The organism is Alkalithermobacter paradoxus (genome assembly GCA_002029295.1).
Classification (GTDB): domain Bacteria; phylum Bacillota; class Clostridia; order Peptostreptococcales; family Peptostreptococcaceae; genus Alkalithermobacter; species Alkalithermobacter paradoxus.
Genome location: MZGW01000001.1, coordinates 25,815 through 50,015 on the forward strand (window position 1 = coordinate 25,815; position 24,201 = coordinate 50,015).

The 24,201-nt window shown below is 30.7% G+C and carries 28 protein-coding genes; 26 read left to right on the forward strand and 2 right to left on the reverse strand.

Features of this window, described 5'->3' with window-relative positions; genetic code table 11:
• Window positions 1-20 precede the first annotated feature (20 nt).
• Entirely contained in the window at window positions 21-1,172 is a 1,152-nt protein-coding gene (gene rodA / locus CLOTH_RS00155) for a rod shape-determining protein RodA (protein WP_079410045.1), read from the forward strand.
• 46 nt (window positions 1,173-1,218) lie between these two features.
• Here rodA and CLOTH_RS00160 read toward each other — a convergent pair whose 3' ends face one another.
• Entirely contained in the window at window positions 1,219-2,022 is an 804-nt protein-coding gene (locus CLOTH_RS00160; protein ID WP_079410047.1) for an undecaprenyl-diphosphate phosphatase, read from the reverse strand.
• Window positions 2,023-2,157: 135 nt separating this feature from the next.
• Between CLOTH_RS00160 and ytaF the strand changes: the two genes are divergently transcribed.
• Window positions 2,158-2,799 carry a sporulation membrane protein YtaF gene (gene ytaF, locus CLOTH_RS00165; protein ID WP_158080423.1) on the forward strand — a complete coding sequence of 214 codons (642 nt, stop codon included), beginning with the start codon at window positions 2,158-2,160 and terminating at the stop codon, window positions 2,797-2,799.
• Window positions 2,800-2,919: 120 nt separating this feature from the next.
• Window positions 2,920-3,708 (forward strand): ion channel, encoded by a 789-nt coding sequence (locus CLOTH_RS00170; RefSeq protein WP_079410051.1) that lies wholly within the window; start codon window positions 2,920-2,922, stop codon window positions 3,706-3,708.
• Window positions 3,709-3,729: 21 nt separating this feature from the next.
• Here CLOTH_RS00170 and CLOTH_RS00175 read toward each other — a convergent pair whose 3' ends face one another.
• Window positions 3,730-3,891, reverse strand: coding sequence for an aspartyl-phosphate phosphatase Spo0E family protein (locus tag CLOTH_RS00175; protein ID WP_079410052.1), 162 nt, complete (start codon window positions 3,889-3,891; stop codon window positions 3,730-3,732).
• 238 nt (window positions 3,892-4,129) lie between these two features.
• On the opposite strand from CLOTH_RS00175, the gene CLOTH_RS00180 reads away from it, so the two are divergent.
• The 23 genes from CLOTH_RS00180 to CLOTH_RS00285 all read left to right on the forward strand — a co-directional run bounded on the left by CLOTH_RS00180 (window position 4,130) and on the right by CLOTH_RS00285 (window position 24,198).
• Complete coding sequence (locus CLOTH_RS00180) at window positions 4,130-4,795, forward strand: superoxide dismutase (protein ID WP_079410053.1); 666 nt, start codon at window positions 4,130-4,132, stop codon at window positions 4,793-4,795.
• Between the two features lie 123 nt (window positions 4,796-4,918).
• Window positions 4,919-5,590 carry a nitrite/sulfite reductase domain-containing protein gene (locus CLOTH_RS00185; protein WP_079410055.1) on the forward strand — a complete coding sequence of 224 codons (672 nt, stop codon included), beginning with the start codon at window positions 4,919-4,921 and terminating at the stop codon, window positions 5,588-5,590.
• 80 nt (window positions 5,591-5,670) lie between these two features.
• On the forward strand, window positions 5,671-6,309 hold the full coding sequence (locus CLOTH_RS00190) for a hypothetical protein (RefSeq protein ID WP_079410056.1): 639 nt from the start codon (window positions 5,671-5,673) through the stop codon (window positions 6,307-6,309).
• Window positions 6,310-6,321: 12 nt separating this feature from the next.
• On the forward strand, window positions 6,322-6,516 hold the full coding sequence (locus tag CLOTH_RS00195) for a DUF1858 domain-containing protein (RefSeq protein WP_079410057.1): 195 nt from the start codon (window positions 6,322-6,324) through the stop codon (window positions 6,514-6,516).
• A 103-nt stretch (window positions 6,517-6,619) separates the two neighbouring features.
• Entirely contained in the window at window positions 6,620-7,201 is a 582-nt protein-coding gene (locus CLOTH_RS00200) for a BofC C-terminal domain-containing protein (RefSeq protein ID WP_079410059.1), read from the forward strand.
• A 93-nt stretch (window positions 7,202-7,294) separates the two neighbouring features.
• Window positions 7,295-7,786, forward strand: a complete 492-nt coding sequence (gene ruvC / locus CLOTH_RS00205; RefSeq protein WP_079410060.1) for a crossover junction endodeoxyribonuclease RuvC — start codon at window positions 7,295-7,297, stop codon at window positions 7,784-7,786.
• Window positions 7,787-7,795: 9 nt separating this feature from the next.
• On the forward strand, window positions 7,796-8,380 hold the full coding sequence (gene ruvA, locus CLOTH_RS00210) for a Holliday junction branch migration protein RuvA (protein WP_079410062.1): 585 nt from the start codon (window positions 7,796-7,798) through the stop codon (window positions 8,378-8,380).
• Between the two features lie 14 nt (window positions 8,381-8,394).
• On the forward strand, window positions 8,395-9,402 hold the full coding sequence (gene ruvB / locus CLOTH_RS00215; RefSeq protein ID WP_079410063.1) for a Holliday junction branch migration DNA helicase RuvB: 1,008 nt from the start codon (window positions 8,395-8,397) through the stop codon (window positions 9,400-9,402).
• Window positions 9,403-9,438: 36 nt separating this feature from the next.
• Entirely contained in the window at window positions 9,439-11,103 is a 1,665-nt protein-coding gene (locus CLOTH_RS00220; protein WP_079410064.1) for a SpoIID/LytB domain-containing protein, read from the forward strand.
• A 15-nt stretch (window positions 11,104-11,118) separates the two neighbouring features.
• Complete coding sequence (gene queA, locus CLOTH_RS00225) at window positions 11,119-12,144, forward strand: tRNA preQ1(34) S-adenosylmethionine ribosyltransferase-isomerase QueA (RefSeq protein WP_079410066.1); 1,026 nt, start codon at window positions 11,119-11,121, stop codon at window positions 12,142-12,144.
• A gap of 31 nt (window positions 12,145-12,175) precedes the next feature.
• Window positions 12,176-13,297: a tRNA guanosine(34) transglycosylase Tgt gene (gene tgt / locus CLOTH_RS00230; RefSeq protein WP_079410067.1), complete on the forward strand. Its 1,122-nt coding sequence runs from the start codon at window positions 12,176-12,178 to the stop codon at window positions 13,295-13,297.
• 68 nt (window positions 13,298-13,365) lie between these two features.
• Window positions 13,366-13,629: a preprotein translocase subunit YajC gene (gene yajC, locus CLOTH_RS00235; protein ID WP_079410068.1), complete on the forward strand. Its 264-nt coding sequence runs from the start codon at window positions 13,366-13,368 to the stop codon at window positions 13,627-13,629.
• Between the two features lie 84 nt (window positions 13,630-13,713).
• Window positions 13,714-14,076, forward strand: a complete 363-nt coding sequence (locus CLOTH_RS00240) for a TIGR04086 family membrane protein (protein WP_079410070.1) — start codon at window positions 13,714-13,716, stop codon at window positions 14,074-14,076.
• A 62-nt stretch (window positions 14,077-14,138) separates the two neighbouring features.
• On the forward strand, window positions 14,139-14,279 hold the full coding sequence (gene scfA, locus CLOTH_RS00245) for a six-cysteine ranthipeptide SCIFF (RefSeq protein WP_079410071.1): 141 nt from the start codon (window positions 14,139-14,141) through the stop codon (window positions 14,277-14,279).
• Window positions 14,280-14,393: 114 nt separating this feature from the next.
• Window positions 14,394-15,773, forward strand: a complete 1,380-nt coding sequence (gene scfB / locus CLOTH_RS00250; RefSeq protein WP_079410072.1) for a thioether cross-link-forming SCIFF peptide maturase — start codon at window positions 14,394-14,396, stop codon at window positions 15,771-15,773.
• Complete coding sequence (locus CLOTH_RS00255; protein ID WP_079410074.1) at window positions 15,766-16,266, forward strand: gamma carbonic anhydrase family protein; 501 nt, start codon at window positions 15,766-15,768, stop codon at window positions 16,264-16,266. Before scfB ends, CLOTH_RS00255 begins: the two co-directional genes overlap by 8 nt.
• A 15-nt stretch (window positions 16,267-16,281) precedes the next feature.
• Window positions 16,282-17,526, forward strand: coding sequence for a protein translocase subunit SecD (gene secD / locus CLOTH_RS10670; RefSeq protein ID WP_169835109.1), 1,245 nt, complete (start codon window positions 16,282-16,284; stop codon window positions 17,524-17,526).
• A gap of 11 nt (window positions 17,527-17,537) precedes the next feature.
• Window positions 17,538-18,398, forward strand: a complete 861-nt coding sequence (secF, locus tag CLOTH_RS10675) for a protein translocase subunit SecF (RefSeq protein WP_169835110.1) — start codon at window positions 17,538-17,540, stop codon at window positions 18,396-18,398.
• A 43-nt stretch (window positions 18,399-18,441) separates the two neighbouring features.
• A complete protein-coding gene (locus CLOTH_RS00265; protein WP_331721939.1) occupies window positions 18,442-20,103 on the forward strand; it encodes an ABC1 kinase family protein in 1,662 nt (553 codons plus the stop codon).
• Between the two features lie 237 nt (window positions 20,104-20,340).
• Window positions 20,341-20,853 carry an adenine phosphoribosyltransferase gene (locus tag CLOTH_RS00270; RefSeq protein WP_079410075.1) on the forward strand — a complete coding sequence of 171 codons (513 nt, stop codon included), beginning with the start codon at window positions 20,341-20,343 and terminating at the stop codon, window positions 20,851-20,853.
• Between the two features lie 74 nt (window positions 20,854-20,927).
• Complete coding sequence (locus CLOTH_RS00275) at window positions 20,928-23,102, forward strand: RelA/SpoT family protein (protein ID WP_079410076.1); 2,175 nt, start codon at window positions 20,928-20,930, stop codon at window positions 23,100-23,102.
• A 12-nt stretch (window positions 23,103-23,114) separates the two neighbouring features.
• Window positions 23,115-23,564, forward strand: coding sequence for a D-aminoacyl-tRNA deacylase (gene dtd / locus CLOTH_RS00280; RefSeq protein ID WP_079410077.1), 450 nt, complete (start codon window positions 23,115-23,117; stop codon window positions 23,562-23,564).
• A 10-nt stretch (window positions 23,565-23,574) separates the two neighbouring features.
• Window positions 23,575-24,198 (forward strand): MBL fold metallo-hydrolase, encoded by a 624-nt coding sequence (locus CLOTH_RS00285; protein ID WP_079410079.1) that lies wholly within the window; start codon window positions 23,575-23,577, stop codon window positions 24,196-24,198.
• Window positions 24,199-24,201 lie beyond the last annotated feature (3 nt).

Genomic DNA, 24,201 nt, shown 5'->3' on the forward strand with positions numbered 1-24,201 from the left:
AAGTTAGGGGGTGAGAGCCAATGAGTAACAAAATTTTAAAGAAAATAGACTTTGGACTTATAGCAGTTGTAGCAGCTATATGCATTATGGGACTCATGATGATAGCTAGTGCTACTACAGATGAAGAAACGCTAAGACAAATTTTGAGTAAGGGAATAGTAAGACAAATTGTAAATGAAGGAGCGTTTAGGCATGTTATGGTTCAAGGAGCATCACTTTTAATAGGAGTGGTGGTAATAGCTATAATACTTCTATTTGATTACAATGTATTAGGGAAGTATTATATACCAATTTATGTGGTAAGTAACGCACTAGCAGTTGCAACACTGCTATTTGGTACTGGAAAAGAGCAGTGGGGAGCAAATAGATGGATTAGAATCGGTGGTTTTGGCTTTCAACCTTCTGACTTTGTTAAAATAGGAATAATAATAAGCTTGGCAAAGATAGTTGCTGACAATAAAGATTCTATAAATAACCCTTATGTACTTGCTAAAATACTAGCATTTGCTGGTCTTCCTACAGTACTTATTTTAAGACAGCCAGATCTAGGTACTGCTATGGCGTTTGTAACATTTACATTTGGAATTTTATTTATAGCAGGAGTTAATTACAAATATATTTTAATTGCAATTGCAACTGGTATAGCAAGTCTTCCTTTTGCATGGATAAGTCTTAAGAGTTACCAAAGGGATAGAATAATGGTGTTTTTAAATCCAGGATTAGATCCAACTGGTAAAGGATATCATATAATACAGTCAAAATTAGCTATAGGATCGGGCAAATTCTTTGGTAGAGGTCTATTTAAGGGAGTTCACAATAAAGCAGGATTTTTACCTGAAAAACATACAGACTTTATATTTTCGATGTTAGTAGAAGAATTAGGATTCTTAGGCTCGAGTATATTGATACTTTTATATGGAATCTTATTTTGGAAATGTATTAATATTGCACGCAAAACAAAAGATGATTTCGGATCGTATTTAGTAATAGGAGTAACGTGTATGCTGGCATTTCACGTGTTTGCAAACATAGGAATGACAATGGGACTTATGCCTGTTACAGGAAAGCCACTTCCTTTTGTAAGTTATGGAGGAACGTTCATGCTTTCGAATATGATAGCTTTAGGGCTTGTATTAAACGTTAATATGAGAAGTAATAAAATAAACTTTTAAAAAGGGATTTTAAACTAAGCTTAGTTTAAAATCCCTTTTATTCATATTAGAACATTATTAAGAGAATAGATCCAACTATCCAGCAGTAAATTGAAAAATAAATTAACTTACCTCTTTCCATAACAGATTTAAATATATTAAATCCTACTATAGTAGCAAAGAAAGTTACAACAAACATAACCATATACTCAGGTATATTTTGAGTAAATAAAGGAGAAGCAATCAAATCCTTATATCCTAAAATCATAGTTCCAAGACCTATTGGGAGATACAGTAAGAACGAGTAGTAAAATGCAGTTTCTCTCTTAAGCCCTATAAGTAAAGCTGCAACAATAGTTGACCCAGATCTTGATATGCCAGGGATTAGAGAAAGAGTACCTTGAACTAATCCTATTATAAGCGCATCTTTCCATGTCATAGATGTCTCGTCTTTTCTTCCACGAAGTTTCCTAACTAAAAATAATAAACATCCTGTTATTATTAGAAAAACACCTATAATAGAGACTCTATCAAGATAAGCATCTATTATATCCTTCATAGTAAAACCAAAGATTACAGCAGGTATAGTACCTATTATTACGTACAGTGCCATCTTAAAATCTTCAACGAATCGATTGTTCTTTGTACCTATGTATAAAAATGCACCTTTTATAATTTTGTATACTCTATTTCTAGTTAACCAAAGGATAGCTAGGAATGAAGCAAAGTTAAGAAATACTTCAAATAGTATACCGGGAGTTTCGATTTTCATAAGAAAAGATGCTATTATAGTTTGGGCACTAGATGATACAGGTATAGGCTCTGCTACTCCCTGAATTATCCCAAGTATTATAGCTTGTAAAAAATTCATATTTTTTCACCTCTTTACAAAGTATTTGACACATATTTTAATTTATCATAAATAATCCATTTTGTCTAAGCAATATAGGAACAATAATATAAACAAAAAAATAATATAATTATGAAGAATTACATTTTGAAGGTGGTGATTAAAATAATTACATCATTCCTTATTGCTTTAGCAATTTGTATAGATACATTTGCGATTGGATTATCTTATGGTATTAAAGATATAAAGATACCAAAATTATCACTTGTAATAATAAATGTAATTACTGTTGTTATATTATATATATCTATATCATTAGGCGAACTTGTTGGAAATTTATTTAGCAATGATATAGCTTCTATTATAAGCTTTATAATGCTATTTGGGTTAGGTAGTTTTTTTATAGTAAAAGGATATTTTGAAGATTTAATAAAGAAGAAAGAAGAATGTGGAGATAAAGAAATAACAAAAATAAGATTATCTAGATTAGAAATTGTAATAGCAATTGCAGTTGACCATACAAAAGCAGATATGAATGTATCTGGAGATATAGATTTTAAGGAAGCTATTTATCTAGGAATAGCTCTTTCTTTAGACTCATTAGGTGTAGGATTTGGAAGTGCTATAGCTAAAATAAATTCTCTACAAGTGATATTGTTTGCATTTATACTAAATTTAATTGCTGTAACTACAGGTCTTTATCTAGGAAAGAAGATAAAATCTTGCAACAAAAACTTTAAAACTTGTTTTATATCTGGTGGTATTTTGATACTACTTGGAATATCAAAGTTGATGTAGACAGCCATTTACTGGCTGTTTTTCAGTTGTGTGATTAAATATGAATGTAAAATGAAAAACTGTAAATTATAAGCATAAATACATAAGCTAAGTGCTATAACTTGAAAGGAATGAGTACTTATGCAAAAAACTAAAATTTCAGACAAAATAATCAAAGTAGCAATTAGATTAGTTCCTGTATTATTTTTTTTGTTTACTATATATTTTCTACCTTTTCTTATAAAATACTCTGATATAACATTTGAGTTATTTATAATTCTGTTGATAATAGATTTATTTCTATTTAATTTTCATGATTCTATAGGTTTATCTATAGTAGTATTAGGTCTACTATCATTTGTCATGTTACTTATGTTAGGAAATAATAATTTTTTTATAGATGGAGTAGAAAGTAAGATAAATATAATTAATAATTTAGGAATAATTTTTGTTTGTTACTTTAAGTTGCTTTCTACTTTACTTATCATTTCATATAAGATATATAAACAAAAAGAGCCAGAACTAGTATATAAGAGTAGGTTTTTTAGGAGAGTTCAAAGAGTAGAAAGAATATTTTATCAGGGTAATATATTTTTAATATTATTTTTATACTTAGCTGTAGTAGTAGTTACAATATATGGGTTTGGAAAAGTATACGAATATATAACACTTTACGAAGAAGGTCAGGCACTTCACTACACAAATTCAATAATACCTAATAATGACAAAACAGAAGTATATGGAACTAGGGAATCTGTATATTTTAGTTCTCTGACATTTTATACAGTTGGATATGGAGATATTATACCTGTTGGCTATCATCTTAAATTAATAGTTCAACTAGAAGTTTTTATAGGTAATTTACTCAATGTTGTTTTGATTGGACTACTTCTAAACTTTGTTAACTCTAAGATAACAAAAGATGGATAAAAAAAAGACCAATTGGTCTTTTTACGACATAGTTAAATATATATATTTATTTATAAGCACATCTAGCTTTTGACTTAGAGTTACTAACTCGGAGTTATTACCTATATTAGTTTCGTTTGAAGCCATTTTGTTTAATGTTTCTTTTAGTGTATCAATTTCATTTCTTATTTCTTGAATCCCCATATCTCTAACCCCTTTTATTAAAAATACTAAATATATTATATAAATATTAATGTAAAACTAGGATAGGTCTTAATTATACTAAAAAATTTCAAATAAATCCATACATTTTGGAAAATTTTATGATATTTTTGAAAAATAAATAAATTTTGAATAAATATCTGTCGCAAAAGGAGAGAATATGCCTATATTATCACATTTTGATTGTTAATACATAATATGAAACTGGAGAGGTGATAATATGAAAAAATACGTTGAGGCTAAGAAATTTAATTTTGAAGATATAAAAGGAATTTCCAAAAGACAATTACTTCAACACTACACCCTTTATGAAGGGTATGTAAATAAAGTAAATGAGATATGGAGTGAATTAAGTAAAAATCTAGATTATGAAAATCCTAATCAAACCTATAGCCAAATAAGAAGTTTGAAATTAGGAGAAAGTTTTGCTGTAAACGGAACTAAGCTTCATGAGATGTATTTCGAGAATTTAGGAGGAGAAAGAAACAAGCCATATGGTGAAATTCTAAAGCTTATAGAAGAAAGGTATGGATTTTACGAATTTTTTAAGAAAAGATTCAGGGATATTGGACTATCCGTAAGAGGATGGGTAATTCTTGCTATAGATTCTATAGATAGAAATATTCATATATTTGGATCAGACGCTCATGATGTAGGATCAATATGGCTTTCGTATCCACTACTAATAATGGATGTATATGAACATGCGTATATGATAGATTTTGGAGTAGATAGAAGGAAATATATAGATGAATTCTTTAATAATATAAATTGGAAAGTAGTAAATGATAGATTGAAATATTATAATAACTTATTTAAAGATGAAAAGTATGATAAGCCAATTAAACCAAAGGCTAATCCTTGGATGAAATATTACACATATTAATTTAAATCTATAACTCTATGGATATACTATCTATAGAGTTATTTTAAATCATAATATAAATCACGGAAATTACGACTTTATTATGCTAAAATATGGGTATTATATACAAAAGAGGTGAATAAAATGGGAGCTCACTTTGGGAACTTACAGAAAATAAAAAATGGAAAAAGAAGATATGGTATAACCCCTCATATACCTGGAGGATTTACAACTCCAAAGACTCTAATGAAAATAGCAGATGTTGCTCAAAAGTATAAAGGAGTAATAAAGATAACATCAGGTCAAAGAATACTTATTACAAATTTAAGGGAAGAGGATTTAGAGAGTATATGGAATGAATTAGGCATGAAGCCTGCAGTAACAAATCAGTATTCAGTTAAAAATGTTGAAATGTGTCCTGCAGAATTTTGTAAAAGATCAAAGCGTAATAGTATAGCTATAGGAATGAAGATAAGTAAAAATTTTCATGGAATGCCACTTCCTAATAGAACTAAAATAGGTGTTGCAGGCTGTAGAAACGCCTGTACAAGTGTATACTCAAAAGATATAGGAGTTATAGCAGATACTGATGGGTATATAGTAACATGTGGTGGGTCAGCAGGTTTTCATCAAAGGTTATCTGATATAATAGCTCAGAAATTAAATGAAAAAGAAGCATTCGATTTAGTAAAAAATATACTAGAGTATTACAATGAAAATGCAGATATGGGAGAAAAATTAGGATTTTTTATAGACAGAATAGGAGTGGATAAATTTAAATGCGATGTTTTAAAAAGAGCAAATATAAACTTATAAAATAGTGATAATTGTTACGGAAAGATAGATAATATTTAAGTATTATATAGCTAGGATAAAAACTTAAGAGGAGGTATAATATGAGTTTATTTCTAGCACCGATTCACTATTGGTTATTTAATAAGATAAAATTAAGTGAGGAATTAGAAAAAAGTATAATAAAGTCCCACGAAGAAAGATTTGAAGGAATAGTAGAAGTTGTTAATGAATCTAAGTTAAAGTATGGAGACTTCTTAAGTGAAAAACCATTAGAAGAGATCATAGACTTATCAAATATTCATGGTTGGCTTCAAGAGAGAATAAGAATAACTGAAAGTAGAAGTTCATATCTATTCAAAGAGCTTTACTCAAAGTATGGTGAAGAAAGTAAAAAAATAGTTATGGATGAAGTTAAGAAGCAATCACTTGAGAGTGCAAAAGAAGTTAATATTGCAAATTCACCAAATGAAGTGTTCGATAGATTAAATAACTATATATTAGAAGGAATGCCTTGTGACAGAATAAATGCCATAACAGAGCAAAATAATACAGAAATAGTGTGGCAGCAAGATAGATGTATTCATGAAGAGAACTATAAGGTTGCACATGGAGATATAAAATATATGTATGAAATAAGAGATGTTTGGGTAAAAACATTTGTAGAGAATATATCTCCAGGGTATGTGTACACAGTAGAAAGAAATGGAAGTAAATCTGTTCATAAAATAAAAATAAAATAGGGAGGTAATTTTATGAAAATTACTAAAGATACTTTAATTTCAGATGTTTTAAAAATCAATCCAAAGGGAGCAACTATACTAATGGGATATGGAATGGGATGCCTAGGATGCCCATCAGCTCAAATGGAAAGCTTAGAGCAGGCAGCATCTATTCACGGAATAGATTTAGATGAATTACTAACAAAATTAAATGAAGGATTAGAATAAGCTTAATCCCTTAGATTTTTTCTAAGGGATTTTATATTTATTAGTAAATTCTGTATAAATATTTTTCTTATGGATACAATAACAACCAAAGGAGGGTTGTTTTATGTTCCAAAGAAGAAGATCTTTTAAGTTACCTATTCTGATTTTTGCATGTGTTGTGCTTGTGGGTGGATTTTACATAGGAAAATTTCTAGAAAAAAGAGAAGATAAACAGGTTATAAAACCAATAGTTGCAGATGTTGAAAATAATGAAAATACTGAAGAACCGGGTATCATACTGAAGAAAGGTTCTATAATGACTTTTAAAACATTATTCAAAAAGTGTAATGATATAGTAGAAAAAACTGAAAATATTCCAGATGAACTTGTGGGATTTGATGAGGATAAGTTAAAAAGACATGTGAAGTTTAATTATCCTGCTTGGAACCTAATAGAAATTGATCCAAATAGTATAGTACTGTTCAGAGAAATAGATAGTTACTGTAAGGATCACTATGAAATAGGAGAAGAAGAAGGAAGATTAGTTATATACAAGTATGATGAAGAAGGAATAAAGCAAATGGTAGAAAAAACAGAATACCCTATAAGTCATTTGCCAGAAGTAGATCAAGAAAAGATAAAAAATGGAATAGTAGTTAATTCACTTGAAGAGGTTAATCAAATGCTTGAAGACTTTGGAAGTTAAGGACTAGAAATAGTCCTTTTTTGTTGTATTTAAGATGATATTTATATTTTATATGGTATAATGATATAGAATATTTGTTTGGGAGTTGAAGTTATGATCGTTCTTGGAATAGACCCAGGTATTGCTACATTAGGTTATGGAATTATTGAATATAATCAAAATAAATTTAAAGTATTAGATTATGGTGCTATAATAACTAAAGCTAATACAAGCGTTGCAGATAGATTAGAAAGAATATATAAAGGTTTAGATATACTCATAAAAAAATACAATGTAGATGTTGTTGCTATAGAGGAATTATTTTTTAATAAGAATGTAAAAACAGCTATAACAGTAGCACAGGCAAGAGGAGTTTGTATACTTGCTTCATCACACAATAATACAAAAATATATGAATATACTCCACTTCAAGTTAAGCAGGGAGTAGTGGGATATGGAAGAGCTGATAAACATCAGGTTCAAAATATGATAAAATCTATATTGAATTTAAAGGAAATACCTAAGCCAGATGATGTAGCTGATGCTTTAGCTGTAGCTGTATCTCATTGTCATAGCTCGAAATTTGATGATTTATTTAGAGTTTAGGAGGATATTATGTATCAATATATAAAAGGAATAGTAGAAGAAATAGGTATAGATTATATAGTAATAGAATGCTTTGGCATAGGATATAGGATAAATACATCTAGCAGCACTATATACAACAGTAAAAAAGGACAAGAGGTTAAGATATATACAAAACTTATAGTAAGAGAAGACGATATGAGCCTTTGTGGATTTACAACCAAAGAAGAATTATCTATGTTTGAACTTTTAAATTCTGTTTCTAAAATCGGGCCAAAGGTAGCATTAGGAATACTATCATTTGCAGAGCCAAAAAAGTTAGGAGGTTTTATACTATCTGGTGATATAAATGCTATTTCTAAAGCACCTGGTGTAGGTAAAAAGACTGCTGAGAGAATTGTACTTGAGCTAAAAGATAAGATAGATAAGTCTAATGTTGAGTACCAAAATACTTTATTTTCAAATCAAGTTGTTGAAATAGATGAGGCTGTGGCAGCATTAGTTGCCCTTGGTTATTCACCTCAAGAAGCAAACCAAGCTGCCGATAAAGTAAAAAAAGATAGTAATAGCACAGAAGAATTGATAAAAAAATCATTAAGATATCTTATGAAGTAGAAAGGAGGCTATAAATGTTTAACGAAGAAGAGCGTATAATAACGTCTTCTATGAAAAGAGAAGATGTAGATATAGAAACTAGTTTGAGGCCAAAGTCATTGAATGAATATTTAGGACAAGAGAAAGTAAAAGAAAAATTAAACATATTTATAGAAGCTGCTAAGTCTAGAAATGAACAGCTTGATCATGTACTTTTGTATGGACCTCCAGGACTTGGAAAGACGACTTTATCTACAATAATAGCAAGTGAAATGGGAGTAAATATAAGAATAACATCAGGGCCTGCTATTGAAAGGGCAGGAGATTTAGCTGCAATACTAACAAATCTAAACGAAAATGATGTTTTGTTTATAGATGAAATACACAGAATTAATAGAAGTGTAGAAGAAGTTTTGTATCCAGCACTTGAAGATTTTTGTCTTGATATTATAATAGGTAAAGGGCCATCTGCAAGATCTATAAGGCTAGATCTACCTAAATTTACATTGATAGGTGCAACTACAAGAGCTGGAATGCTTACATCTCCTTTGAGAGATAGATTTGGAGTTATATGTAAGCTTGACCTTTATAATAATGATGAACTTTCTAAGATAGTAATGAGATCTGCCGATATATTAGGAGTTGGTATAGATAAAAAAGGAGCACTTGAGATAGCTAGAAGGTCTAGAGGAACTCCAAGGATTGCAAATAGACTCTTAAAAAGGGTAAGGGATTATGCTCAAGTAAAAGGAGATGGAGTTATAACACTTGATATAGCAGATGATGCACTAAAACTCCTTGAAATAGATAATTTAGGATTAGATTATGTAGATAAAAAATTAATACTTACGATAATAGAAAAGTTTCAAGGGGGACCCGTAGGACTAGACACACTATCAGCTGCAACAGGAGAAGATAGAAACACAATAGAAGATGTTTATGAGCCGTATTTGATACAATTAGGATTTATAAATAGGGGCCCTAGGGGAAGGATAGCAACAAAACTTGCGTATGATCATTTTAATATAAGTTATGATAAATAAACTATAAAAACTTTGATTTAAATAGGGGGAGATATAATGATTAAAAGTAGATTAAGATTTGTTAGTGGTATAATTATGTTTTTGCTTACATTTTCTATTAATTCTTCGTCTTTTGCAAATATATCTATACCAGAATTTATAAGAATAGGGTTACATTATGATAGTACAGCTACGTCTTTGGTTAATTTAAGTTCAAATCATGGATTTAGAATAAGTAGGTTGAATGGTACTACATTAACCACTTTACTAGATATTTCAGGCGAAACGAACTTGAGAGTTAAGAAAAATGCGTATTATATAAATAATAATGGAAATTATGTAGAATATAATCCAAGCAATCCTCCTGCTAATAATTCTAATTTAGAAGGGCCTCATCATGTGAAAATAGGAAACAACTTCAATAATATAACAGATGCTATAAACTTAAGAAACGCTTTGAACTCATCTGGCCTTAATTCGTATGTATTTTTTGATGGACAGTTTAAAGTATACCTAGGAAACTTTATATCTTCTCAAGATGCACAAAGAAGGATAGATGAACTTAGAATAACTCATCCATCACATAACTATGAACTTGTAAATCCAAGTGCGACATCTGTAGAAATAGTAAATAATAATGGGCAGAGAGTTTTTGCATATGATTCAAGTATAGACATATGCATATCTAATTTATCTGGAAACCCAATTATAGTAAATGATAGAAGTTTTAGGGGAAGTATAATATTCAAAAGATTTACTGGAAGTGATATGACTGTTATAAATAGAGTAAGATTAGAGGAATATTTATATGGAGTTGTTCCAAGGGAAATGCCTGCATCTTGGAATGTTGAGGCACTAAAAGCTCAAGCCATAGCTGCTAGAAATTATGCAATAAGAAATATAAATAAGCATTCAACTCGTGGATTTGATCTTTGCACAACACAACATTGTCAAGTGTATGGGGGACATAGCTCAGAGAACTCAAATAGTAATAGAGCAGTAGATGAAACAAGAGGACAAGTTATTGTGTACAATGGAAGCTTAGTAGAAGCATATTACCACTCGCATAGTGGTGGAAGAACTGAAAATTCAGAAAATGTTTGGTCAGCTGCGTTACCTTATCTAAGAGGAGTTAATGACCCTTATTCTTTAAGATCAGCTTCAGCTAACAATAGTTGGGATGTTATAAGAACTAAGAGTGATATTGAGTCAAGACTTGCTACTCATGGAAGAAGTGTTGGAAGCCTTCAAGATATACAAATAACTCAGCTATCTTCTCTAGGGAGACCTATGACAGTAACGTTCATAGGAAGTAGTGGACAAAGCACTGCATCTAAAGACTTCATAAGAACAGTTTTAGGTCTTAATAGTACTATGTTCACACTTAACAAAGAAACAACACAAAGCATGGATAATGTTCAAGTTTGGGCAGGAAACTTGGGAACAACGAGAAGAATTAACATTAAAGGAGCAAGTGTAATATCAGGAGATAATAAAGTAAGAACGATAAATACTAACTCACAAATACATGTAAGGGGCGCTTCAAGATCAGATACAATACAACCTGATACCATAGTTACTGGATATAGATTTAGTGGTAGTGGATGGGGACATGGAATTGGAATGAGTCAATGGGGTGCTAAGGTAATGGCTGATGAAGGATTTAATTATGAACAGATATTAAGACATTATTATACAGGGGTACAAATAATAAAACCATAGAAAGGAAGTTTGAACTTGAAGACAAGCGATTTTTACTTTGATTTACCACAGGAATTAATAGCGCAAAAACCTTTAGAAGAAAGAGATAAGTCTAGGCTTATGGTTCTAGATAAAGAAAGCGGAGAGATTGAACATAAAGTATTTAGAGATATTATAGATTATTTATCAGAGGGAGATTGTCTTGTGTTAAATAATACAAGAGTACTTCCTGCTAGATTAATAGGTGAAAAGCTAGACACCAAGGCGAAAATGGAGTTTTTACTTTTAAAAAGAATTGACCTTGATACTTGGGAAACTTTAGTTAAACCAGGAAAAAGAGCTAAAATAGGGAGTGAGTTTTCCTTTGGTGATGGAAGATTAAAAGCAAAGGTTGTTGACATTGGAGAAGAAGGTGCACGAATAGTTAAATTCGAATATGATGGAATATTTGAAGAAATATTAGATGAACTTGGAAATATGCCTTTACCACCTTATATAACAGAAACTTTAGAAGATAAAGAAAGGTATCAAACAGTATACTCAAAACATCAAGGGTCAGCTGCAGCTCCAACTGCAGGGCTTCATTTTACGAACGAGATACTAGAAAAAATAAAAGCAAAGGGAGTTGAAATAGCATTTATTACTCTTCATGTAGGCTTAGGGACATTCAGACCTGTAAAAGTGGAAAATGTTTTAGAACATAAAATGCATTCAGAGTTTTATATGATTGAGAAAGAGGAAGCTGAAAAGATAAATAAAGCTAAAGCTAATGGCAAGAAGGTCATAGCTGTTGGAACCACATCTTGCAGAACTTTAGAATCAGCATCTGATGAAAATGGAGTATTACATCCAAAAAGTGGGTGGACGGATATATTTATATACCCTGGACATGAATTTAAGATAGTAGATTCTTTAATTACTAATTTCCATTTGCCAGAATCGACTCTTATAATGTTAGTAGCGGCGTTGTGTGGAAAAGAAAATATACTAAATGCATATAATATAGCTGTTACTGAAAGATATAGATTTTTTAGTTTTGGAGATGCTATGTTTATAAAGTAAATATAAAAAAGAATAGAAGAAGGAGAACAAAATGGCAGCAATAAAATTTGAACTTATAAAAACTTGTAAACAAAGTGGAGCAAGACTTGGAAAGCTTTATACTCCACATGGAGTAATAGAAACTCCTATATTTATGCCAGTTGGAACACAAGCTACTGTTAAAGCTATGACCCCAGAGGCGCTAAAAGAGATAAATTCACAGATAATATTAAGCAACACGTATCATCTTTACATGAGACCTGGACATAAACTTGTAGAAAAAGCTGGCGGACTTCATAAGTTTATGAACTGGGATAGACCTATACTAACAGATAGTGGAGGATTTCAAGTATTTAGTCTAGGACCTCTTAGAAAAATTACTGAGGAAGGTGTTGAATTTAGATCACATCTTGATGGATCAAAGCACTTTATAAGCCCTGAAAAAGCTACAGAAATACAAAACTCATTGGGATCTGATATAATGATGGTATTTGATGAATGTGCTCCGTATCCTGCTGATAGAGATTACGTAAAAAATTCATTAGAAAGAACAACAAGATGGGCAAAAAGATGTAAGGATGCTCACAAAAACCCAGATAGACAAGCTTTATTTGGAATAGTTCAAGGTGGGATGTATAAAGACCTAAGAGAACAATCGGCAAGAGAAATAATGGAAATAGATTTTCCTGGATATGCAATAGGAGGATTAAGTGTTGGAGAGCCTAAACACCTAATGTACGAAGTATTAGATTATACAACTCCACTTCTTCCAAAGGATAAGCCAAGATACCTTATGGGAGTAGGTAGTCCAGATGACCTTTTAGAAGGAGTAATAAGAGGTGTAGATATGTTTGACTGTGTACTTCCTACTAGAATAGCTAGAAATGGTACAGCAATGACAAGTCAAGGCAAAGTTGTAGTTAGAAATGCAAAATATGCTGAAGACTTCACACCGCTAGATCCAGAGTGTGACTGCTATACTTGTAAAAACTATACTAGAGCTTATATAAGGCATCTAGTGAAAGCTAATGAAATATTAGGATCAACACTTATAACTCATCACAACTTATACTTCTTACTAAAACTTATGGAGAATGTGAGAAAAGCTATAATGGAAGATAGACTGTTAGATTACAAAAAAGAATTTTTCCAAAAATATGGATATGAAATTTAATATATAATAAGGAATTTTTATAGAGAAATTTAAGTATACATTAAGTAAAAGGGAAAGGGGGATAAGCCATGCCACAATATAATGGACTTATTATGTCAGTGGTTTTTGTAGCTGTTTTTTATTTCTTGCTTATAAGGCCTCAACAAAAAAGAGAAAAAGAGCTTAAAGAAATGAGAAGCAGTCTAAAAGTAGGAGATGAAATTGTAACTATAGGCGGGTTACTAGGCAAAATATCAAAGATTGATGAAGAATATGTTACAATAGAAGTTGGAAACGATAAAACTAAAATATGTGTAGAAAAATGGGGTATAGCTAGAATAAAAAATAAGTAATTTTAATATCTTCCCAGGAATACAATTTAGAAAAGCCTACTTTAAAAATAGGCTTTTTTAATTGTAAAGATAGGGGGGCATTAAATGAACAAAGTTGGTACTTTATTTAAGTCATTAGGATATGCTTATTTAGTCACAATGGGACTTATGCTGATTTATAACCTGTTTTTGACTTATACTAATTTACAATCGTCTACCATACCACTAGCTACATCTATAATAACTACAGTAGCATCAGCATTTGCAGGAATTTATATGTCATATAAAAACTCATCTAAGGGACTATTATATGGGCTTTTAGCTGGAATGTTTTATGTTATATCTATAATAATGCTATATTATCTTATAGATGATAATTTTAGTATTCAATCTATAAATGTGTACAAAACAATACTAAATATTATATCTGGTGGAATAGGTGGAATAATAGGAGTAAATATTAAATAGACATAAATTTAATCACTGTGTTATAATCAATAAGAAGTATTGGTAATCAGGAGGTAATTTGTATGAAAAAACACATAAAAACTTTGACAAGTTCTAATTTAAAAGAGAGCGCATCAAAAGGTGGATGTGGAGAGTGTCAAACTTCTTGTCAATCTGCTTGCAAGACTTCTTGTACAGTAGCTAATCAAGAATGCGAAAGATAGTAATACATAACTAACAGCATAGCCTTTAGGCTATGCTGTTTTTCTACGTTTGACTATTATTTTTAAATCTGATAATATAAAATAGATTTATTATATAAAGCAGGAGGCTTAAACATGGCTATGATACATAAATTTAGACTGCATGACATCAACATAGTATTAGACGTAAATAGTGGAGCAGTTCATGTAGTAGATGATGAAGTATTTCATATACTAGATTACTACAAAGAAAAAAACGAAAATGAAATAATCGATGCATTAAAAAATACATACGAAGAAAAAAAACTCAAAGAAGCTTATGAAGAAGTAAAAAGTTTAGAAAAAGAAGGAGTACTGTATTCAGAAGATGACTATGAGTATGATCCTAACTTTGTAAATAGAGAGCCTGTTATTAAGGCTTTATGTCTTCATGTAGCACATGATTGCAACTTAAAATGTAAGTATTGCTTTGCATCACAAGGAGATTTTAATGGTACAAAGAGCTTAATGAGTTATGATATGGGAAAAAAAGCTCTAGATTTTCTTGTAGAAAACTCTGGAAAAAGAAGAAACCTAGAGGTAGACTTCTTTGGTGGCGAGCCACTTATGAACTGGGATGTTGTTAAAGATCTTGTATCTTATGGACAAAAACTAGGAAAGGAAAAGGGTAAAAATTTTAGATTTACGCTCACAACAAATGGGGTTTTATTAGATGACGAGAAAATAGAATACATAAATAAACATATGCATAATGTTGTTTTGAGTTTAGATGGAAGAAAAGAAATAAACGACACAATGAGACCTACATTAAATGATAAGGGAAGTTACGATCTGATAGTTCCTAAATTCCAAAAACTTATAAATGGAAGAAAAGATAAGTATTATTACGTGAGAGGTACTTTTACTAGAGATAATATAGACTTTTCTAACGATGTACTTCATTTTGCGGATTTAGGGTTTGAGCTTAATTCTGTCGAGCCAGTTGTAGATACTGAGGACAATCCATATGCATTAAGAAGAGAAGATCTTCCAAGAGTATTTGAAGAATATGAAAAGTTAGCACTAGAATATGCAAACAGAAAGATAAATGGAGACAAATTTACTTTCTTTCACTTTATTATAGATTTAAATCAAGGGCCTTGTGTTATTAAAAGATTAGTTGGATGCGGTGCAGGTGCAGAATATCTTGCTATAACACCAGAAGGTGATATATATCCATGTCATCAATTTGTTGGAAATGAAGAATTTAAATTAGGAAATTTATTAGATGAAAATTCAAAAATGAACCACAGCAAGATAGAGAAATTTAAAGATTTGCATGTATATAGTAAAGATGAATGTAGAAACTGCTGGGCTAAATTCTACTGCTCAGGTGGATGTCATGCAAATGCGTATAACTTTAATAATGATCTTAAAAAGCCTTATGACCTAGGATGTGAGATGCAGAAAAAACGCATAGAATGTGCGCTAATGATACAAGCGAAAATTATGTTAGAGGGGGATAAAAATGATTAAAGAATATCAAGGGTTTAAACCAAATATTCCATCTAGTTGTTTTGTTGCTCAAAGTGCAGATGTAATAGGAAATGTTAGTATGGGAGAAAATACTAATATATGGTACAGCTGTGTACTTAGAGGCGATGCAAATGAAATAATAATAGGACAGAATACTAATGTTCAAGATGGAACAGTAATTCACGTTAGTACAGATAACAATACTGAAATAGGAGATTATGTTACAATAGGGCATAATGCTATAATACACGCATGTAAAATAGGAAATTATAGCTTAATAGGAATGGGAGCTATAGTTTTAGATGGTGCTAAAGTTGGAGATTATACTCTTATAGGTGCAGGAAGTCTTGTACCCCCAGGAAAAGTTATTCCATCTGGAGTGTTAGCGTATGGAAATCCTGCAAAAGTAGTGAGAGAGCTAACGGATGAAGAAAAAAAATCTCTAGAAAAATCAGCAGTTGACTATGTTGAATACGCTGAAAAACATAAATAAATGGGGGGGAAACTCATGAAAACTAAGAAATTGATTACTCTTATAATAGTTATAGCTTTAATTGGATTTTCTTCTTTGGTCGCATTAAATGGATTAAAGTTAGGAAACTTTAATATACCTCCAGTTAAAGATAGTATAAGACAAGGTCTAGATTTAAAGGGAGGAGTATTCGTAGTTTATGAAGCGAATACAGATGCTAAAGGAAGCGAACTTGAAAAAATTATAGATCAGACTATAGAAGTATTTAGAAGACGTATAGATAGTATGGGATTAACAGAACCAGTTATAGTAAAAGAAGGAGAAAAAAGAATAAGAATTGAGCTTCCAGGAGTAAAAAATGCTAGAGAAGCTATAGAAATGGTAGGAAAAACAGCTCAGCTTAAATTTATGGAACAAGATGGAACTGTAGTGCTTACTGGTGGACAAGTAAGAAAATCAGAAGTTGTATTTGATAGATCTACAAACAAACCTGTTATATCTCTTGAGTTTGATTCTGAAGGAGCTAAGAAGTTTAGAGAAGCTACTAAAGAGCTTTCAAAGACAAATGCACCAATACTTATAGTACTAGATGATGAAATAATTTCAAGCCCTAGAGTCACTAGTGAGATACCAGATGGGCAGGCACAAATAACGGGAGATTTTACTGTTGAGAGTGCTGCACAACTTGCCAACCTTATAAGAGCAGGTGCATTGCCTGTTGATTTTGATGAAGTTCAAACTTCTACAGTTACTGCAACACTTGGAGAAAATGCACTTAAAAGAAGCATAGATGGTGCAAAAATAGGAATAACATTAGTTCTTATTTTTATGATGATATACTATAAAATTCCAGGTCTTGTTGCGGGCATAGGCTTAGTTGCTTATATGCTTATAATATTATTCTCATTCGTAGCTATGAATGCTACACTTACATTACCTGGAATAGCAGCATTAATACTGTCAGTAGGTATGGCTGTTGATGCTAATGTAATAATATTTGAAAGAATAAAAGAAGAAATCAGAAATGGAAAATCAATAAGAGCATCTATTGAATCAGGTTTCTCTAAAGCATTATCTACAATAGTAGATTCAAATATTACAACTTTCATAGCTGGTATAGTTCTATACTATTTTGGTACAGGACCTATAAAAGGATTTGCTGTTACTTTAATGATAGGTATAATAGCATCTATGTTTACAGCTATAGTTATAACAAAAATGCTTCTGAAAACAATAGCCGATGCTAACATAACAAGAAACAAAAAACTGTTTGGAGCATAGGGGGAGAAAAAATGAACATAGTGCAAAGAAAAAAGTTATGGTTTAGTATATCTTGTGCAATAATATTATTAGGTGCTATACTAGCCTTTACAAGAAATCTAAACTACGGTATAGACTTTACAGGCGGAACACTTATGGAAATAAATGTAAAGAAATATGTAGAGTCAAGTGAAATTAGATCAATAACAGATGAGATAGACAGTAGTGCTACCATAACTCATATAGGAGAAAATAGACATGTAGTTCAAATAAGAACTACTAATGACTTAGATAATGAAGGCAGAACTAAGATATTTGACAAGTTTAAGGAAAAATATAATTTGACTGATGAAGATTTGCTTCGCTCAGAGCAATTCGGACCAGCTATAGGTAGAGAAATAAGAAATAAGGCGTTGATTTCTATACTTATTGCAACTATAGGTATGCTTATATATATAAGTATTAGATTTGAACTTTCATATGGAATATCAGCTATAGTAGCATTAGTCCATGATGTATTAGTAGTACTTTCTATTTACTCTATATTCAGAATTCCTATAAATAGCCCATTTGTCGCTGCGATACTTACTGTTGTAGGTTACTCGATAAATGACACTATAGTTGTATTTGACAGAATAAGAGAAAATATAAAAATTACAAATAAGAAAGATTACGCTAATATAGCTAACAACAGTATAAAACAAACTGTATCAAGATCTATAAATACTTCTTTAACTACATTAATAGCTATAGTAGCTTTATATGTATTAGGAGTTGAATCAATAAAGGACTTTACACTACCACTTATAGTAGGTATACTTACAGGAACTTACTCATCTATATTTATAGCAAGTCCTGTATGGGTACTTTTAAAAGAAAAGGGCAATATATAATATATTGCCCTTTTCATATTCTTAAAGTTGAGGTGGAAAAATATTGATTAAAATCAATTATAAGAACTTCAAAAGATATAAAGAAATAATGCAAGTATTGATTAAATACGGATTTACATTTTTAGTTGAGAAATTAAAAATAGATGGAATAGCATATAAGATACCTTTAGTAATAAAAGAAGACATAAAAAATATGTCGACAGGAGAGAGGATTAGAAGGACACTTCAGGAATTAGGCCCTACATTTATAAAATTAGGTCAGATACTAAGCACTAGAACAGACATACTAGATCCTTCTATAATAGAAGAACTTTCAAAACTTCAAAATGATGTAGAGCCATTTGAGTTTGAAAACGCGAAAAAAATATTCAAAAGTGAGATAGGATTAGAGTTTGAAGATGTATTTGAAGAACTTAATGAAAATGTATTAGGATCTGCCTCTATAGGTCAGGTTTATGAAGGTAGATTGAAAAGTGGAGAAAGTGTGATAGTAAAAATTCAAAGGCCAAATATAGAAGAAAGTATCAGATGTGATCTTGAGATACTTTACTCTTTAGCTAAGGCAATTGATGAACATTACAATGAAAATATGATTAAATTATCTGAGGTAGTAGAAGAATTCTCAGTATCATTAGTCAGAGAGCTTGACTATAATTTTGAAGGAAGAAACTGTGAAAAATTTATAGAAATATTTAAAAATGATAAAAATACATATATACCTAAAGTATACTGGGATTATACATCAAAGAAAGTTCTTACACTAGAAAAAATAGACGGTGTAAAGATATCTGATATTATTACAATGAAGGAGAAAAACTGGGATCCTAAAAAAATAGCAAATATAGGGGCATTGTCATTTATGAAACAGGTATTTATACATGGATTTTTTCATGGAGATCCTCACCCAGGCAATATATTTGCTGTAGATAAAGAAAAGATAGCTTTTATAGATTTTGGAATAGTAGGTTTTATAGACAATGTAACACTAAGATTTATAACAGACATATTTTTTGCAAGTGCAAATAAAGATATAGACAAGATAATAAGTGCACTTATAGATTTAGACTGCATACAAGACACCGAGAATATAAGAAAGCTAAGAGAAGAGTTATCTTATCTTATACACTATTACTATAACATGCCGATAAAAAAAATAAATGTGTCTGAGCTTGTAAACGAACTTATGAGATTTGCTAGAAAAAATAAAGTAAAACTTCCATCACAGTTTGCTCCATTAGCCAAGGCAGTAATAACAATAGAGGGTTTTGGTAAAGTTTTAAATCCTGACTTTTCCTTATCACTACTATTTAAGGATTTTATAAGGGAGTTTTATATAAATAAGTTTAAACCTATGAATCTACTTGTCGATTCTAGGAACTATATAAGCGATATAGTAAATGATATAAAGATAATACCTAGACAGATGAGATTAATACTAAAAAACTTAGAAAAAAGTGAGATAAAACTGAATATAGATGAAAAAAAATTCGACCATTTAGAAAAAGCAATAAACAATATGACAAATAAATTATCTATAAGCTTGATAATATCATCACTACTTGTCGGATCTTCATTGGTAATAACAACTAATATGGGGCCAACTATTAAGGGATATCCTCTTGTAGGAATAGTTGGGTATACTTTGGCTAGTTTTATGGGGATTATACTTATTATATCGATACTTTTTTCGACTAAAAACAATTAATATATATAAGTCAGGAAATGTATTTTGTAAAAAAAGTAATATTTCCGAGGCAATAAGTCAAAAAATAAGTTATGGTGCACGAACTTTGTGTAAACATTGAAATTATATTGTTTTGATATATTGATTAAATATAATTTAGAAGATATAATAATATTATTCTGTAATTTCAATGATAATATATAATAATACAAAATATAGTGAGCCATTTAGTACATAAACTAAGGAGGAAAAGAAAGCATGGATTTAAAAAGTAAAATAAGAGAGATAGATAATTTTCCAAAGGAAGGAATTAGCTTTAAAGATATAACAACTTTATTAAAAGATGGAGAAGCATTTAAATATGCTATAGATAAGATAGTTGATGACTTAAAGGATAAAAATGTAGATATAATAGTAGGACCAGAGGCTAGAGGATTTTTGATGGGAACTCCTGTTGCATACGCTTTGAAAGCAGGTTTTGTTCCAGTGAGAAAACCTGGAAAATTACCTGGTGAAACATCTAAATATGAGTATGATTTAGAATATGGTACGGACTGTTTAGAAATACATAAGGATGCTATACTTAAAGGTCAAAGAGTTGCAATAGTAGATGATTTACTTGCTACTGGAGGAACAATAGAAGCTACCGCTAAACTTATAGAAAGTTTAGGTGGAGAAGTAGTTGCTATAGAGTTCTTGATAGAACTGGAATTCTTAAATGGAAAAGAAAGGCTTAGAGATTACCACGTGAATTCATTAATTAAATATTAGGTAAAAAATAGTTGGTGTTATAGCCAACTATTTTGGTATATAAGGGATTACATATTTTACAATAGGGTGGTTTTATGTTGGAAAATTTACTATTAATGATAAGTCAATATAGCCCAGATAGCGATCTTGATTTTATAATAAAGGCTTATAATTTTGCAGAAAATGCTCATGAAGGTCAATACAGAAAGTCTGGAGAAAAGTATTTTGTGCATCCAGTTGAAGTTGCAAAGATTTTAATAGAACTTGAACTTGATACTATAACTATAGCTGCAGGACTTTTACATGATGTTATAGAAGACACTAAATATACTTATGAAGATATACAAAAGATGTTTGGAACAGAAACTGCAGATCTTGTAGATGGAGTTACTAAACTTGGTAAGATAGCGTACAAGTCTAAAGAAGAAACCCAAGCGGAAAATCTCAGAAAAATGTTTATGGCTATGGGTAAGGATATAAGGGTAATACTTATAAAGCTAGCTGATAGGCTTCACAATATGAGAACATTAAAGTTTATGCCACCACACAAAGCAAAGGAAAAAGCGTCTGAAACTTTGGAAGTGTATGCACCTATAGCTAATAGGCTTGGAATTTCTAAAATAAAGTGGGAACTTGAAGATATAGGGCTTAGATTCTTAGATCCAGAGGGATATTATGATCTTGTAGAGAAAGTTGCAAAAAAGAGGAAAGAAAGAGAAGAATATATAAAAAAGGTAGTTGCAATTCTAAAAGAACAACTTAAAGAATTATCTACAGATTATGAAATATATGGAAGACCAAAGCATTTTTATTCTATATACAGAAAAATGCATCATCAGAATAAGGCTTTTGAGGAAATATATGATTTGATGGCTGTAAGAGTTATAGTAAACTCAGTTAAGGACTGCTATGGAGTTTTGGGTGTAGTTCATACGATATGGAAACCTATACCTGGAAGATTTAAAGATTATATAGCTATGCCAAAAGCTAACATGTATCAATCGCTTCACACTACTGTTGTAGGTCCTGATGGAGAACCTCTTGAGATTCAAATAAGGACTGAAGAAATGCATAAGATTGCAGAATATGGTATAGCTGCCCATTGGAAATATAAAGAAGGCATAAATAATCAAAATGAACATGATATGGACAAAAAACTATCATGGTTAAGACAAATGATGGAATGGCAAAAAGATTTAAGTGATCCTACGGAATTTATGGAAGCTTTAAAAATAGATTTATTTACAAACCAAGTGTTTGTATTCACTCCTAAAGGTGATGTAATAGAGCTACCTGCAGGTTCAACACCTATAGATTTTGCATATAAAGTTCATACTGGAATAGGAAATAGTTTAGTTGGAGCTAAAGTAGATGGACGCATAGTTCCTATAGATTATCAGCTAAATAATGGTAACATAGTTGAGGTAATTACATCATCTCAGAGTAATGGGCCTAGTAGAGATTGGATAAACATAGTTAAAAGTTCGCAAGCTAAGAATAAGATAAGGCAGTGGTTTAAGAAGGAAAGAAGAGAAGAAAATATTCAAAGAGGAAAAGATATACTCGAGAAAGAACTAAAAAGACAAGGATATAATCCTAATGAAATTCTTAAGCCTAAATATATAAGCCCGATATTAAAGAAAATAAGTCAAGCAACAGATGAAGATTTGTATGCTGCTATAGGGTATGGAGGAATAGCATTAAGTCAAGTAGTTCCAAAATTAAAAGAAAAATATGAAAGTGAAAATCAAAAGACTAAGAGCGAGATTCAAACAATAGAGCTATCTGATAAGGAGTATAAAAGTAAGAGAAAATACAAAAGTCAAGGTGTAACTGTAAAAGGAGTAGATAATATACTAATTAGATTTGCTAAATGTTGCAATCCTCTTCCAGGTGATGAAATAATAGGATACACAACTAAAGGTAGAGGGGTATCAGTTCATAGAAAAGACTGCCCTAATATAACGGTAGAAAGTGATGATATAAACAATAGATTGCTTGAGGTAGAATGGGATTTACAAAAATCTGCTGCATTTGAAGCTGAAATACAGGTTGTAGCAAATGATAGAAATGGACTTCTTTCGGATCTGACACAAATCTTTACTTCTGAGAAAGTTCCACTAAATGGAATGAATGCTAGAACTAACAAAGATAGAATAGCAAATGTAAATCTACTTATAGAGGTAAATAGTATAGATCAACTTAAAAGTATTATGAATAAAGTTAGAAACCTACAGGGAATAAATGATGTATTTAGAGTATTAAATTAAAGGAGAGATTTTATGAGAGCTGTAGTTCAGAGGGTACTAAGTTCTAAAGTAACTGTAAATGGTGATGTGGTAGGAGAAATAGGAAAAGGACTGATGATACTACTAGGTGTAACTCATAGTGATACTGCATCAGACATAAAATATTTAGTTGAAAAAATACTTAATTTGAGAGTATTTGAAGATAATGAAGGAAAAATGAATCTATCTTTAATGGATATAAAAGGAGAATTATTAGTAGTATCTCAATTTACACTATACGGAGATTGTAGAAAAGGAAGAAGGCCAAGCTTTACAGAAGCTGCAAAACCAGAATATGCAAACAAACTATACGAAGAATTTATAGATGAATGTATTAAATTAGGAGTTAAAGTAGAGAAAGGTAAGTTTGGAGCAGACATGAAGGTAGATATATTGAATGACGGTCCTGTTACGATGTTATTAGATTCGAGTAAGAACTTTTAGGAGGGGTATTATGATTATAAAAAAAATAGTTGCTGGGATATATGGAGTTAACTGTTATATAATTGGGGACAATGAAACTAAAAAATGTGCTGTTATAGATCCAGGTGGAAACCACAAAGAGATTTTAGATGAAATAGACAAAAGTGAGTTAGATTTAGAATACATAATACTGACACATGGACACGGAGACCACATAGGTGCAGTTAAAGAGTTAAAAGATAGTACAGATGCGAAGATTTTAGCTCATAAGGAAGAGAAGTATATACTAAACAATAAGGAATTTAATTTAACATCTATAATGAGCTGTGAAGATGTAGAGATAGAAGCTGATATATACTTAAATGACAAAGATAAGATAGGTGTTGGAAATCTAGAACTTGAAATAATACATACTCCAGGACATACACCTGGGTGTATATGTATAAAAGTAGGAGATGTAATATTTACTGGGGATACATTATTTGCAGGGTCTATAGGAAGAACTGATTTAGAGGGTGGAGATTATAATACAATATTAAATTCTTTAGATAAACTTGCAAAATTGCAAGATGACCTCACTGTATTTCCAGGACATGGACCTGCTACAAGAATAGGAATTGAAAAGGTTACTAATAGTTTTATTAATAATAGGTGATGT